11 protein-coding genes and 1 pseudogene are annotated in these 13,858 nt (G+C 67.9%); 3 read left to right on the top strand and 9 right to left on the bottom strand.

Annotated features, from left to right (window positions below):
* Positions 1 to 377: 377 nt before the first annotated feature.
* Positions 378 to 2,588, bottom strand: a complete 2,211-nt coding sequence (locus tag ACFOPO_RS10110) for a DPP IV N-terminal domain-containing protein (protein ID WP_386703296.1) — start codon at positions 2,586 to 2,588, stop codon at positions 378 to 380.
* 41 nt (positions 2,589 to 2,629) lie between these two features.
* Positions 2,630 to 3,316, bottom strand: a pseudogene (locus tag ACFOPO_RS10105) (glutathione S-transferase N-terminal domain-containing protein).
* A gap of 160 nt (positions 3,317 to 3,476) precedes the next feature.
* Here ACFOPO_RS10105 and ACFOPO_RS10100 point away from each other — a divergent pair.
* Positions 3,477 to 4,088, top strand: a complete 612-nt coding sequence (locus ACFOPO_RS10100; protein WP_386703076.1) for a TIGR00645 family protein — start codon at positions 3,477 to 3,479, stop codon at positions 4,086 to 4,088.
* 6 nt (positions 4,089 to 4,094) lie between these two features.
* Here the strand turns inward: ACFOPO_RS10100 and ACFOPO_RS10095 are convergent, their stop codons facing one another.
* Positions 4,095 to 5,039 carry a hypothetical protein gene (locus tag ACFOPO_RS10095; RefSeq protein ID WP_386703075.1) on the bottom strand — a complete coding sequence of 315 codons (945 nt, stop codon included), beginning with the start codon at positions 5,037 to 5,039 and terminating at the stop codon, positions 4,095 to 4,097.
* 52 nt (positions 5,040 to 5,091) lie between these two features.
* On the opposite strand from ACFOPO_RS10095, the gene uvrD reads away from it, so the two are divergent.
* Positions 5,092 to 7,272, top strand: a complete 2,181-nt coding sequence (gene uvrD / locus ACFOPO_RS10090; protein WP_386703074.1) for a DNA helicase II — start codon at positions 5,092 to 5,094, stop codon at positions 7,270 to 7,272.
* Between the two features lie 27 nt (positions 7,273 to 7,299).
* Here the strand turns inward: uvrD and ACFOPO_RS10085 are convergent, their stop codons facing one another.
* From ACFOPO_RS10085 to ACFOPO_RS10060, 6 genes are all read right to left on the bottom strand, one after another.
* Complete coding sequence (locus tag ACFOPO_RS10085) at positions 7,300 to 8,025, bottom strand: MOSC domain-containing protein (RefSeq protein WP_386703073.1); 726 nt, start codon at positions 8,023 to 8,025, stop codon at positions 7,300 to 7,302.
* The gene (locus tag ACFOPO_RS10080) at positions 8,006 to 8,587 is read right to left on the bottom strand and encodes a redoxin domain-containing protein (protein ID WP_386703072.1); all 582 of its coding nucleotides are present in this window, start codon (positions 8,585 to 8,587) and stop codon (positions 8,006 to 8,008) included. The genes ACFOPO_RS10085 and ACFOPO_RS10080 overlap by 20 nt, the downstream gene beginning before the upstream one ends.
* A gap of 81 nt (positions 8,588 to 8,668) precedes the next feature.
* Positions 8,669 to 8,905, bottom strand: coding sequence for a hypothetical protein (locus tag ACFOPO_RS10075; protein ID WP_386703071.1), 237 nt, complete (start codon positions 8,903 to 8,905; stop codon positions 8,669 to 8,671).
* 101 nt (positions 8,906 to 9,006) lie between these two features.
* A complete protein-coding gene (locus ACFOPO_RS10070; RefSeq protein ID WP_386703070.1) occupies positions 9,007 to 9,651 on the bottom strand; it encodes a MarR family winged helix-turn-helix transcriptional regulator in 645 nt (214 codons plus the stop codon).
* A 69-nt stretch (positions 9,652 to 9,720) separates the two neighbouring features.
* Positions 9,721 to 10,170 (bottom strand): GNAT family N-acetyltransferase, encoded by a 450-nt coding sequence (locus tag ACFOPO_RS10065; RefSeq protein WP_386703069.1) that lies wholly within the window; start codon positions 10,168 to 10,170, stop codon positions 9,721 to 9,723.
* Positions 10,171 to 10,180: 10 nt separating this feature from the next.
* Positions 10,181 to 10,480: a DUF2782 domain-containing protein gene (locus ACFOPO_RS10060; RefSeq protein WP_386703068.1), complete on the bottom strand. Its 300-nt coding sequence runs from the start codon at positions 10,478 to 10,480 to the stop codon at positions 10,181 to 10,183.
* A gap of 90 nt (positions 10,481 to 10,570) precedes the next feature.
* Between ACFOPO_RS10060 and polA the strand changes: the two genes are divergently transcribed.
* The gene (gene polA / locus ACFOPO_RS10055; protein ID WP_386703067.1) at positions 10,571 to 13,348 is read left to right on the top strand and encodes a DNA polymerase I; all 2,778 of its coding nucleotides are present in this window, start codon (positions 10,571 to 10,573) and stop codon (positions 13,346 to 13,348) included.
* The last annotated feature ends 510 nt before the right edge of the window (positions 13,349 to 13,858 follow it).

Genomic DNA, 13,858 nt, shown 5'->3' with positions numbered 1-13,858 from the left:
GTTCGCGGGTCCGGGGACAGTGCGGCGAGCATGGGGGCTGCGGGGGCTGGAGGCTATACCCCGAAGGTCACGGGGCGGGCGTGCTGGTCTTTGGGGTGAGCCTTCCGAATGGCGTCGTCCGCCGGGCCGGGGATTGCTCCGCCCCTTAGTCGGACATCCTGTCCGATGCGGGGCGCGGGACATCCATGTCCCGCTGCGGATCAATCCCCGACCCGTCGGCCAACGCTCCAGCATTTCATTGCCCGGTCTTCGATGACGCCCATCAACCCGTCATTCCCGCGAAGGCGGGAATCCAAGGACGTTGCTCCTCACTGACAAACCGCGCAAAAGAAAACGGGCCGCATCGCGGCCCGTTCGCTTCACCCGACTGCGTCGAGTTACTTCAGGCAGCGCCCGAAGAACTCCTCGGTCAAACGCAGGCGGTGCAGGTTGTCCGCACCCTTGAGGCCGTGCTTCGCACCCGGGTAGGTCATCAGCTCGAACGGCTGGCCACGCTTCTGCAGCGCGCTCATCAGCGCGGTGGAGTTGGTGAACAGCACGTTGTCGTCGGCCATGCCGTGGATCAGCAGCAGCTTCGACTTGAGGCCGTCGATGTGCTGCAGCACGCGCGCTTCCTGGTAGCCGTCGACGTTGCCGGCCGGCAGGCCCATGTAGCGCTCGGTGTAGTGCGTGTCGTACAGGCCCCAGTCGGTGACCGGTGCGCCGGCGACGCCGCAGGTGTACTGGTCGGAGGCCTTGGCCAGCAGCATCAGCGTCATGTAGCCGCCGTTGGACCAGCCGTACACCCCGATGCGCTTGCCATCGACCCACGGCTGCTGCTTCAGCCATTCCACGCCCTTGAGCTGGTCGGCCACTTCCACCGTGCCCTGCTTGCCGTACAGCGCGCCACCGAAGGCGGCTCCGCGACGCGGCGTGCCGCGGTTGTCGACCGAGAACACCACGTAGCCGTGCTGCGCCAGGTACTGGTTGAAGTCCGGTGCCCAGGTGCGCTTGACCGTCTGCGAGGCCGGGCCGCCGTAGACCATCACCACCACCGGGTACTGCTTGCCGGCCTGGAAGCCGGCCGGCTTCATCACGCTGTAGTGCAGCGGCGTGCTGCCGTCGGCGGCGGTCAGCGTGCCGAACTCGATCGGCTGCTGGGCGGCGGCGAACTTCGCATACGGATGCTGCGGGTCGCTGAGCTTGTTCTCGATCAGCGCGGCGATGCGCGTGCCGTCGTTGCGGTACAGCTCCAGCTGCGGCGGCGTGGTCGGGTTGGACCAGTTGTCGACGAACACGCTGGCGTTGGCCGCGAAGCTGGCGGCGTGCTGGCCGTCGGCCTTCGACAGGCGCGCGATCGCGCCGCCGGCGAGCGGCACGCGGTAGACCTGTGCGTCGAGCGGCGAATCCTTGCCGGCGGCGAAGTACACCTGGCCGGCGGCTTCGTCGACCGCGAGCACGCCATCGACCGGCCAGTCACCGCTGGTCAGCGCGCGGGCGTTGCCGCCGTCGGCGTCGAGCACGTACAGGTGTTCGAAACCGCTGCGCTCGCTGTTCCACAGGATGCGACCGTCCTTGAGGAAGCGAAGGTCGTTGTGCAGCGGCACCCAGGTCTTGCTGGTCTCGGTGACCAGCACGCGCTGCTTGCCCGTCGCCAGCTCGCTCTCGATCAGCTCCAGCGTGTGCTGGTCGCGCGACTGGCGCTGGAAGGTCAGGTGCTTCGGGTCGCGCCAATCGACGCGGGCCAGGTAGATGTCCTGTTCCTTGCCCAGATCGACCCACTTCGGCGCGGCGCCGGCCTTCGGCGCGACCACGCCGAGCTTGATCAGCACGTTGTGGTCGCCGGCGGCCGGGTAGCGCTGCTCGACCACTTCGGTGCGATCGGGGTAAACCTCGTAGCGCTTCTGCACCGGCACCGGCGTTTCGTCGATGCGGGCGAAGGCGATCGCCGAGTCGTCCGGCGCCCACCAGTAACCGGTGTGCCGGTCCATTTCCTCGTCGGCGACGAATTCGGCGACGCCGTTGCCGATCGTTTCGCTGCCGTCGCGGGTCAGCTGCACCTGCTTGCCGCTGGCCAGGTCGATCACCCAAAGGTTGCGGTCGCGAACGAAGCTGACGAAGCCGCCCTTGGGCGAGAGCTTCGGATCGGTGGCGAACCCTTCGCCGCTGGTGAGCTTGCGCACCGCGGCCTTGCCCGACTTGCTGAGGTCATACACGTACAGTTCGCCGCCGAGCGGGAACAACAGTGCCTTGCTGTCCGGCGCCCACTGGTAATCGACGATGCCGCTCAGCGCGGCGATGCGCTGGCGTTCGCGGCGCGCCTTCTCGGCATCGCTGAGCACTTCGTCGCCGGGCAGGATGTCGTCGGCATCGACCAGCTTGACGGTCTGCCCGCTGGCGATGTCGTAGGCCCACAGGTCGAGGCGGTTCTTGTTGGTTTCCTTGCCGCGCAGGAAGGTCACGCGGCTGCCGTCCGGCGCGATCTTCGCCTTCATCAGGCTCGGACCCGACAGCGGCGCATCACCGGCCAGCGCTTCGAGCGTCAGCTTCTGCGGCGCGGCGGTGGGAGTGGATTTCTGTGCGAGGGCGGGGACGCTGGCGATCGACATGGCAAGCAGGCAGGCGGCGGCGCCGCGGGCTGTGAAGTTCTTCATTTAGTCTCAGGAGTTCCGAAGAGAATCTTGTGCATTTCCGGGGTCATTTCGCGCTTGGTGTAGCGGTCGGCGATCGCATACGCGCGCTGCACCGCCGGACGCGCGCCCACTGCCGCATGCCAGCGGCGCAGGTTCGCGAACGGTTCCAGGTCGAGCGGCGCCTTGGTGTAGGGGTTGATCCACGGGTGCGCGGCCATGTCGGCGATGCTGAAGTGGCCGGCGATGAACTCGCGGTCGGCCAGGCGCTTGTCGAGCACGCCGAGCAGGCGCAGCACTTCGCGCTTGTAGCGGTCCTTGGCGTACGGGATGTCTTCGGGCGCATAGACGTGGAAGTGGCCGTACTGGCCGGTCATCGGCCCCAGCCCGCCCATCTACCAGTGCAGCCACTGGTTGACCTCGACGCGGCCGCGCAGGTCGTCGGCGAAGAACTTGCCGGTCTTGTTGGCCAGGTACAGCAGGATCGCGCCGGACTCGAACACGCTGATCGGCTCACCGCCGTCGGCAGGCGCGCGGTCGACGATCGCCGGCATCTTGTTGTTCGGCGAGATCTTCAGGTACTCGGGCTTGAACTGGTCGCCGGCACCGATGTCGACCGGGTGGATCGTGTACTCCAGCCCTGCTTCTTCGAGGAACAGGGTGATCTTGTGGCCGTTGGGGGTCGGCCAATAATGCAGGTCGATCATCGCTTTACGCCGGACGATGGGAGGTCGGAGTGTAAAGCGGCCGGGGCGGTCCGGGAGCGTGCCGAACGGCCAAGAGAGGCAAGGTTGCGCAGGGTAGGCGATAGCGGTGCCAGCAGGCGGCCGTTACCCTAGCCGGCCCCAACAGCAACGGCCCCGCCGCATGACGCAGACGTCCGAACGCGCCCTCAACCCCCTTCCGGCCCTGATCTTCAGCTCGCGATGGATGCAGCTGCCGCTTTACCTGGGCCTGATCGTCGCCCAAGGCGTCTACGTCGTGCTGTTCATCAAGGAGCTGTGGCACCTGATGTCGCACGCGACCACGTTCAGCGAGCAGCTGATCATGCTCGCGGTACTGGGCCTGATCGACGTGGTGATGATTTCCAACCTGCTGGTGATGGTGATCGTCGGCGGTTATGAAACCTTCGTGTCGCGCCTGCGGCTGGAAGGGCACCCGGACCAGCCGGAGTGGCTGAGCCACGTCAACGCCAGCGTGCTCAAGGTCAAGCTAGCGATGGCGATCATCGGCATCTCCTCGATCCACCTGCTCAAGACCTTCATCGCCATCGGTTCGCTGGGTGTCGATCCGGCGGTCCAAGCCGCGGCCACCACCGCGGCGACCGATGTCGTGGCGAAGGGGGCGGTCTACACCGAAGCCGGCGTGATGTGGCAGACCATCATCCACTGCGTGTTCATCCTGTCGGCGATCGGCATTGCCTACACCGACAAGCTGATGGCGCAGGCCACCGCCAAGCCGCACAAGGCGGCGCACTGACCCGGCTTACGGTTTCGCGCGCGGCTGCATGATCGCCGCGCGCAGTTTCCGCGCATCGGCGCGGTCGGCGTACACCAGTCCGTCCGCGCCGCGTTCGATGCCCAGCGCCGCATAAGCCGCATCCAGCGACGGAAATTCGCGCGACTGCGCGTAACGCCGGTACGCCGGCAGGAAGACGTCCGCACCGGCAAGCTCGTCGAGCTTGGCCATGAACGCCTCCGGCGCGACCTCGCCGGTGCCGCGCAGGCAGCAGCTCGAATACTTCGACAGCACCTGGTCCAGGCTGCCGTGGTGCTCGCGCCGCAGTGCCAGGTCCGCCTCCAGCCAGAACGCCGCGCCGGCCCAGTACACCCGCATCGTGCCGCGGCGGCCGAGTCCGTCGAGCGGCATGCCGCTGTGCTCGCGCTGGCCGCGGGCGAACCCCGCGTCGAGCTCCCGCCACGCCGCCTCGGGCGTCAGCAGTCCGGCGCGGGCGCGCAGGACGTTCTGGTAGTAGCTGGCCAGGCCCTCCGCCAGCCAGCGACCCTCGCGGCCCAGGTACGGATGGAACAGGTGCGAGAGCTCGTGCACCGCGGTCCAGTCCTCGCGCAGCTCGGCCAGCTTGGCGTCGCGGCGGACGAACAGCAGCACCGACACGTCGTCGCCGCGCTGGGTCTGGCCCCACGGCACCGGACTGTCGTCGTCGCTGTCGATCTGGGTGATGCGCACCGTCGCGTCGGCCAGCGGGTAACGGCCGAACGCGGTCAGCGTCGCCCCGGCGGCTTCGGCCAGCCAGCGCTGCAGCTCGTCGATCCGGGCCGGGTCGGTGGTTTCGACCAGCTCGACGTGCAGGGTGTTGCCGCCGGCGGTGAGGACGCGTTCGTTGGTCACCGTCGTGCCGTCGTCGGCCAGGGCCGGGGCCGAGGCGAGCAATGCCAGCATCAGCAGGGACCTCGAGCTGCGTGGGCGCATGACGCGTCGCTTCCTTCAGGGGCAGGGGTGACGGCCCCGGTACAATACCCGGATGGATGTCTCCCACCTGCTCGACGCGCTGAATCCAGCGCAGCGCGAGGCCGTCAGCGCCCCGCCCGGTCACTATCTCGTTCTCGCCGGCGCTGGCTCCGGCAAGACCCGCGTGCTCACCCACCGCATCGCCTGGCTCAATGAAGTCCATGGCGTGCCCACCCACGGCATCCTGGCGGTGACCTTCACCAACAAGGCCGCCGGCGAGATGCGCGCGCGCGTCGACGGGCAGCTGCGCAACGGCGCCCGCGGCATGTGGATCGGCACCTTCCACGGCCTGGCCCACCGCCTGCTGCGCCTGCACTGGCAGGAGGCCAAGCTGCCGGAAGGCTTCCAGGTGCTCGACTCGGACGACCAGCTGCGCCTGGTCAAGCGCGTCGTGCAGGGCCTGGAGATCGACGAGGCGCGCTTCCCGCCGCGCCAGATCGCCTGGTGGATCAACGCGCAGAAGGACGAGGGCAAGCGCCCGCAGAACATCCAGCCGGCCGGCAACGACCCGTGGGCCGACGTGATGCTCAAGTCCTACGAGGCGTACCAGGAGCGCTGCGAACGCGCCGGCCTGGTCGACTTCGCCGAGCTGCTGCTGCGCGCACACGAACTGCTGCGCGACAACCCGGCGCTGCTCGCGCACTACCGCCACCGTTTCCGCGAGATCCTGGTCGACGAATTCCAGGACACCAACGCGATCCAGTACGCGTTCGTGCGCGTGCTTGCCGGTGACAGCGGCCACGTGTTCGTGGTCGGCGACGACGACCAGTCGATCTACGGCTGGCGCGGCGCCAAGGTCGAGAACATGCAGCGGTTCCTGAAAGACTTTCCGGGAACCCAGACCATCCGCCTGGAGCAGAACTACCGCTCCAGCGCCAACATCCTCGAAGCGGCCAACGCCGTCATCGCCCACAACCCCGACCGCCTCGGCAAGAACCTGTGGACCGACAGCGGCACCGGCGAGCCGATCGATCTGTACGCCGCGTACAACGAGATGGACGAGGCGCGCTTCGCCGTCGATCGCCTGCGCCAGTGGGTGCGCGACGGTGGCAGCTTCGGCGAAGTCGCGGTGCTCTATCGCAGCAACGCGCAGTCGCGCGCCTTCGAAGAAGCGTTGCTGTCGGAGCAGGTGCCGTACCGCGTCTATGGCGGCCAGCGCTTCTTCGAGCGCGCCGAAATCAAGGACACCCTGGCCTACCTGCGCCTGATCGCCTCGCGCCTGGACGACGCCGCGTTCGAACGCGCGGTCAACACGCCCACGCGCGGCATCGGCGAGCGCACGCTCGATGAGGTGCGTCGTCGCGCCCGCGCCGACGGCGTCGCCCTGTGGGAAGCGGCACGGCGCACGGTCGGCGAGAACGGCCTGGCCGCGCGTGCGCGCAATGCCATCGCCGGCTTCCTCGCCCTGATCGACGATCTCGACAACGAACTGCAGGCGATGACCCTGCCGGAAAAGATCGATCACGTGTTGATCCGCTCGGGCCTGCGCGACCACTACTTCAACGAATCGCGCGGCCAGCTCGACTCGCGCGTCGACAACCTCGACGAACTGGTGTCGGTGGCCTCGCGCTTCACCCGCACCGACGAGGAAGACGCCTCGGCGATGCCGGAACTGGTCGCCTTCCTCAGCTATGCCGCGCTCGAGGCCGGCGAAGGCCAGGCCCAGGCCGGTGAGGAAGGCGTGCAGCTGATGACGCTGCACAGCGCCAAGGGCCTGGAGTTCCCGCTGGTGTTCCTGGCGGGCATGGAAGAGGGCGTGTTCCCGAGTGGCCGCTCGACCGAGGAATCCGGGCGGCTCGAGGAAGAACGCCGCCTGGCCTACGTCGGCATCACCCGTGCGCGCCAGAAGCTGGTGCTGAGCTACGCCGAAACCCGCCGCATCCACGGCGCCGACATGTACGGCGTGCCGTCGCGGTTCCTGCGCGAGATTCCGCCGGCATTGCTGCACGAAGTGCGGCCGAAGGTGCAGGTGTCGCGGCCGATGTACAACGCGCAGCCGCGCCGCGACATGGGCCATGCCGCGATCGAGGCACCGCCGATCAAGCTCGGCGCGATGGTGCGCCATCCGAGTTTCGGCACCGGCATGGTGACCGACTACGAAGGTGCCGGCGCGCATGCACGCGTGCAGGTCAACTTCGACGACGCCGGCAGCAAGTGGCTGGTGCTGGCGTACGCGAACCTGCAGCCGGCGTGAGCCAGCCGCCGGCCTGGTGCCGGCGGCTCAATGTCGATTGGGCCCGTCGATGCGCTTGCCCCAGTCTTCCACTTCGCTGCGCAGCAGGCGCGTCTCGATGAGCTTCCGCCACGAGGGAACCAGTGGCAGTTCGAGGGCGGCGCGCAACTCGTCGGCGTCCAGGCTCCGCTCGAAGATCAGTGCACACAGGCGCCGCAGGTTCCACTGCGGAAACGGACGCGCATCCAGTTCCACCAGGTCGCCCAGGCGCACGTCGCCGGGCTGCAGCACGCGGTAGTACCAGCCGGTGCGGCCGCTGGCCTGCACCCGCCGCGCCATGTCGGCGACGCCGATCCGGTCGCTGAGCTTCCAGCACGGCTGCCTGCCCTGGCTGACCTCCACCACGGCGCCGCCGATGCGGAAACGGTCGCCGAGGCAGACATCGTCTTCGGTCAGGCCAGTGCTGCTCAGGTTCTCGCCGAACGCACCCGGCGCATCCAGCCGCTCCGGCGCGACAAGGCCGCCGAGTTCCTCGCGCCAGGCGGCGTAGTGATCGAACGGATAGTGGTGGACCGCCTTGTCGGGGCCACCGTGCACGCGCGGGTCGGCCTGCTCGTCGCCGACCAGGCCCAGGGTTTCGATGCGCACGCGATCGCCGGCCGGTCGCTTGTCGATTGCGCTGGTGCTGTCCGGGCGCGTGTAAGGGCGGACCTTGCCGGTCAGCAGGGCATCGATCCGTGGCGGTGGCGACGGGTCATGCATGGGCATGTGCATCGTCCGGTCGTGGGCTGGCCGGAACCGGGCAGGTTCCGTCGCTGCACGATACCGCTTCTGTCGCGCCGGTATCGCGCGTGGCGGTTGCGCCCGGCTCGAGCATCAGCGCGGCAATTTCCGCGCCAAGTCGCAGCGGATCGAACTCGCCGAAATGCTGCTGGCGCATACGACCTTCGCGGTCGATCAGCGTCCAGGTCGGCGTGCCGCGCATGCCGTAGACCTCCATCGTCAGCGGCAGCGGCTGCGAGCCCTCGTGGCGGTCGATGCCGATCGGGAACTGAAGCCGGTACTCGTGTGCGAATGCACGCAGCGCCACCGGCGTCATCGCCTCGTGGTGTTCGAACACCGTGTGCAGGCCAATCATCGCGACCTGATCGTGCGGAAACGTCGCGTGCACGCGCGAGGCCAGTGGTAGGGCCTGGGCGACGCAGCCCGGGCAAAGCATCTGGAACGACAGCATCACGATCACACGGCCGCGAAGCGACTGCAGCGATAGCGGTTGTGTCGTGTTGAGCCAGGAATCGACGCGCCATTCCGGCGCGAAGTTGGAATTGGCAAGCATGGCAATGGTCCTTGGGGGCGCGTTCCGCGCCAAGACGGTTGTTGCCGGCGCCATGTGCGGCACCGGCAACAGCCGCGTTCGTCAGCGCAGGTCGTCGAGTGCGGCGCCGAAGTTGACGTGCATCGGTGCACCGCCAATCACCAGAGCGGGCACGGACTTGACGCCGGCTTGTCCGGCTTCGTCGACGCGCTCCGGCGACTCGCCAAGGTGCACGATCTCGACTTCATAGCGTTGCGGATCGAGCGCGTGGGCGAGCTGCTGCTCGGCATCGACGCAGACCGGGCAACCGGCGTGATAGAAAACGGCCTTCTGCTTCATACTTGTGTTCCTTCTTTCGCTGTGACGCGGGGGGAGGGGGTTGCTGCTTGTGACCCGGACGGCGCCCGATTGCAGTCGGGTGCCGTCCTTCTTTCACCGGCCTACGAAGGCACGGCATCCCGGAAACGCTGCACGGCGAGCGCCAGCGCCTCCTCGGATTGGGGTTGCTGCTCGGCGCAGTCCACGCGCAATTGCGCGTCGCCGAACGGTGCGCCGAGATAGGCGCACAAATGCGGTTGCTTCGGATCGGACGAAGCGTAGGGACGGAAGAACGCGCAGCCCAGGCAGGTACGCAGGCCACTGGCCAGGCCGCGCTGTTGCGCCTCGCGCATCATCAGCTGGATCACCCGCAGGAACTGGCCAAGCTCGCGCTCCGGCAATGCCTGCAGCAGTGGCCCGAGGCCGGCGGCGGGATCCTGCAGGCGCCTGGCCAGCTTCTGGCCGGACGCGGTCAGCGACATGCGCCACGCACGGCCATCGTCCGGATCGGGTTTGCGCTGGACCCAGCCTTTCGCCTCCAGCGTGCGCAGCGAGTCGCTCACACTCGGCGCCGAAACGCCCAGTCGCGTGGCCAGTTCGCCGCTGCGCAGGCCCTTGCCGTGTCCGGACAGGGCGAGCACCAGCGAGCGCTGGGCCGGGTGCAGGGGCGGAGTGCCGTCTTCGCCCCAGGATTGCGCGCGCAGCAACGCGTTCAGGCGCTCGAGGCCAATGAGGGCTTGGTCGATCTGGTTACCGGGGCCATCCATGGCAATAACTTAGGAGTCCTAAGTTATAAATTCAAGACCGTTCGTCGGGCGAAGTGATGCCGCCCCGGGCTACTTCAGCGCGATCCCGAAATGGAAGGCCTCGATGCGCAGCCCTTCGCGCAGGTAGAAGGCGTGCGCATGCTGGCGGTGCGTGCCCGAATCGAGCTGCAGGCGCGCGCAACCCAGCCGTTTGGCCTCGGCCTTGAGCCAGTCGAGCATGGCCTTGCCGTGGCCGCGGCTGCGCACCGTGGTGTCCACGACCAGGTCGTCGACGTAGACATGCTTGCCGACCGCCAGCATCTCCATGACCCGCCAGCACGCGAACGCGCGCGGCGCGCCGCCGTCATCGAACAGCACCGTTGCCCGGCAGCCCTCGCCGATCTGGCGCTGCATCTGGGTGGCGAAGCGGTCCTCGTCGAACTCGGGGCGAAGCTGCTGGACCAGCGGCCAGATCGCGCGCAGGTCGGTGTCGGAAGTGAGCGTGCGGATGTCGTGTCCGCGGTCTTGCTGCATCGTCATCGTGCGCGGCTTACCAGCTGAAGAGTTTGTACTGCACCGGCGAGATCGGGCCCTCGCCCTTGCTGCTGTCGAGGATGCCGTCGCCGTTGCTGTCGGTCAGGTAATAGACCGGGCCGCGGGCCGGGGTGATCTTGACCACGCGCAGCTGGCCGGCAATGCGGTACTCCTCGATGAGGTCGCCGCCTTCGATCGTGCGCGAACGCACTTCGGCGCCCTGCAGGCCGGCGGTCGGGTCGTCGCCTGCGCCCATGGTCGCGCAGGCCGTCAGGGTGAGCGGCAGCAGCATGAGGGCGAGCAGGTGGTTGCGCATGGCGGTCTCCAGTCCGGTTGGGGGTCGCAGGGCACAGGATACGCGCTGGCGCTGAAGCGGCGGTGATGGCCACCCCGTAGAATCGGCCGAATGAACCAGCCCGCCCCCCGTCTCGTCCTGATCGATGGCTCCAGCTATCTGTACCGCGCCTTCCATGCGCTGCCGCCGCTGACCAACGACGCCGGTGAACCGACCGGCGCACTGTTCGGCGTGGTCAACATGCTGCGCGCGACGCTGAAGGAACAGCCGACCTATGTCGCCTTCGTCGTCGACGCGCCCGGCCCGACCTTCCGCGACGATCTCTACCCGCAGTACAAGGCCAACCGCCCGCCGATGCCCGACGACCTGCGCGCGCAGGTGCAGCCGATGTGCGACATCGTCGAGGCGCTCGGCATCACCATCCTGCGCATCCCCGGGGTCGAAGCCGACGACGTGATCGGCACGCTGGCGCTGCGCGCGGCCGAGCAGGGCATCGACGTCACCATCTCCACCGGCGACAAGGACTTCGCCCAGCTGGTGCGCCCGGGCATCGCCCTGGTCAACACCATGAGCGGCAGCCGCCTGGATTCGGAGGCGACCGTCATCGACAAGTTCGGCGTGCGCCCGGACCAGATCGTCGACCTGCTGGCGCTGATGGGCGACACCGTCGACAACATCCCCGGCGTCGACAAATGCGGCCCGAAGACGGCGGCCAAGTGGCTCGGCGAGTACGGCACGCTCGATGCGGTGATCGCAAACGCCGAGCAGATCAAGGGCAAGATCGGCGAGAACCTGCGCGCAGCCCTGCCGCGGCTGCCGCTGAACCGCACGCTGACCACGATCCGAACCGACCTGGAGCTCGAGCGCGCGCCGACCGAGTTGTCGCTGCGCGCGCCCCATGCCGACGACCTGCGCGTGATGTATGCGCGCTACGGCTTCAAGCAGGCGCTCAAGGAACTCGAAGGTGCCAGTGGCACCAGTGATGACGGCGACACCCGCGGCGCCGGCGTGCGCAACACCGCTGCCGGCTACGCGCGCTCGGCGACAGCGGCAGAAGCGCCGCATCCCGAACTGGGCGTGCCGGGCGAGTACGAAACGATCCTGACCAGCGACCAGCTCGACGCCTGGCTCACGCGACTGCGCGAGGCCGACGAGTTCGCCTTCGACACCGAGACCGACTCGCTCGACCCGATGCAGGCGCGCCTGATCGGCCTGAGCTTCGCCGTGGAGCCGGGCCGCGCCGCCTACCTGCCGCTGGGCCACGACTACCCGGGCGCGCCGGCGCAACTCGAGCGCACCGCGACGCTGGCCGCACTGGCGCCGCTGTTCGCCGATGCGGGCAAGAAGAAACTCGGCCAGCACGGCAAGTACGACCTGCACGTCCTGCGCCGCAACGGCATCGAGGTCGCCGGCTATGCCGACGACACCATGCTCGAAAGTTTCGTCTACAACGCCACGGCCACGCGCCACGACATGGATTCGCTGGCCAAGCGCTACCTGGGCTACGACACCATCAAGTACGAGCAGGTCGCGGGCAAGGGTGCGAAGGCGATTTCGTTCTCGCAGGTCGCGCTCGACGACGCCACGCGCTACGCCGCCGAGGATGCCGACGTGACGCTGCGCCTGCATCGCGCGCTGGCGCCGAAGCTGGTCGCCGAGCCGGGCCTGGAACGCGTCTATCGCGACATCGAAATGCCGCTGGTGCCGGTGCTGGCGCGGATCGAAGCCAATGGCGTCATGATCGACGGCGATGAACTGCGCCGGCAGTCGGCCGATCTCGGCCGGCGCATGCTGGCCGCGCAGCAGAAAGCCACCGAAATGGCCGGCCGCAGCTTCAACCTCGATTCGCCCAAGCAACTGGGCCAGCTGCTGTTCGACGAACTCAAGCTGCCGGCGCTGGTGAAGACGCCGTCGGGCGCGCCGTCGACGAATGAAGAAGCGCTGGAAGCGATCGCCGAGCAGCACGAACTGCCGCGCGTGATCCTCGAGTACCGCGGCCTGGCCAAGCTGCGCAGCACCTACACCGACAAGCTGCCGGAGATGGTCAACCGCGACACCGGTCGCGTGCATACCAGCTATCACCAGGCCGGCGCCGCGACCGGGCGACTCGCATCGAGCGACCCGAACCTGCAGAACATCCCGATCCGCACCGAAGACGGTCGGCGCATCCGCCAGGCCTTCGTCGCGCCGCCGGGTCGCCGCATCGTCGCCTGCGACTACTCGCAGATCGAACTGCGGATCATGGCGCACCTGTCGGAAGACGCCGGCCTGCTGCGCGCGTTCGAATCCGGCGCCGACATCCACCGCGCCACCGCCGCCGAAGTGTTCGGCAAGGCGATGGACGAGGTCAGCGGCAACGAACGCCGCGCCGCCAAGGCGATCAACTTCGGCCTGATGTACGGCATGGGCGCGTTTGGCCTGGCGCGCCAGTTGAGCATCGCTCGCGGCGAGGCGCAGGACTACATCGCGCTGTACTTCAGCCGCTACCCCGGCGTGCGCGACTTCATGGAGCGCACGCGCCAGCAGGCGCGCGAGCAGGGCTATGTCGAAACCGTGTTCGGCCGCCGCCTCTACCTGGAGAACATCCAGGCACGGAACCAGGGCCTGCGCGCCGGCGCCGAACGCGCCGCCATCAACGCGCCAATGCAGGGCACCGCCGCCGACATCATCAAGCGGGCGATGATCACCATCGATTCGTGGCTGGCCGGGCAGGGCGAGCGCGCACTGATGGTCCTGCAGGTCCACGACGAACTGGTGTTCGAGGTCGAAGAGGGTTTTGTCGACACGCTGCTGGCCGAGGTCGGTTCGCGGATGTCCGGCGCGGCCCAGCTGCGGGTGCCGCTGGTGGTCGACAGCGGCATCGGGGCCAACTGGGACGAGGCACACTAGGGCCGTCCGGGGCGCTACCTCCCGACGAACGGGGCGTCCGCGACCCCGTCCAGGACGGATCGGGGCTGCGGAGAGTTTCATGCCAGCCCATTCAGTGTTTTGCTGAACGGGAAAACCGCTGGGGTAACCGTTTTCCCAGAATGAATCCGTCCTGAATCCAACGGATTGTTAACCCCAATCTTCACGAACCATCCATGTACGGAATGGTCATATAGGTCGCGACAGGTGCAACGCCTGTCGTAGATCTCTCCCTCCCCTGGAGTGATCCCCCGGAGCGAAGACCCCTCCCCAGGTCCCGCTCCACCAGCCCCGCCGGCCCCCCCTGCCTGCGGGGCTTTTTATTGTCTACGACAATAAAAACCCAAAGTTTGCGGAGCAAACTTCGGGCCCCGCTATGTGCACCCGATCCCCAGCGGCTGCCGCCGCGCGCCCTTACCAAGGGCGCTGGTGCCTCCGGTTGGGTTGGCCGTCATCCCTCTCCTCACCGTCATCCCACTCCTCACCGTCATC

Origin of the sequence: Lysobacter sp. GCM10012299 (genome assembly GCF_042649405.1) — a bacterium.
In the GTDB taxonomy this organism is placed as follows: domain Bacteria; phylum Pseudomonadota; class Gammaproteobacteria; order Xanthomonadales; family Xanthomonadaceae; genus Lysobacter_J.
Note: the sequence above shows the minus strand (reverse complement) of the source record. Positions and strands in the feature narration are given on the sequence as shown.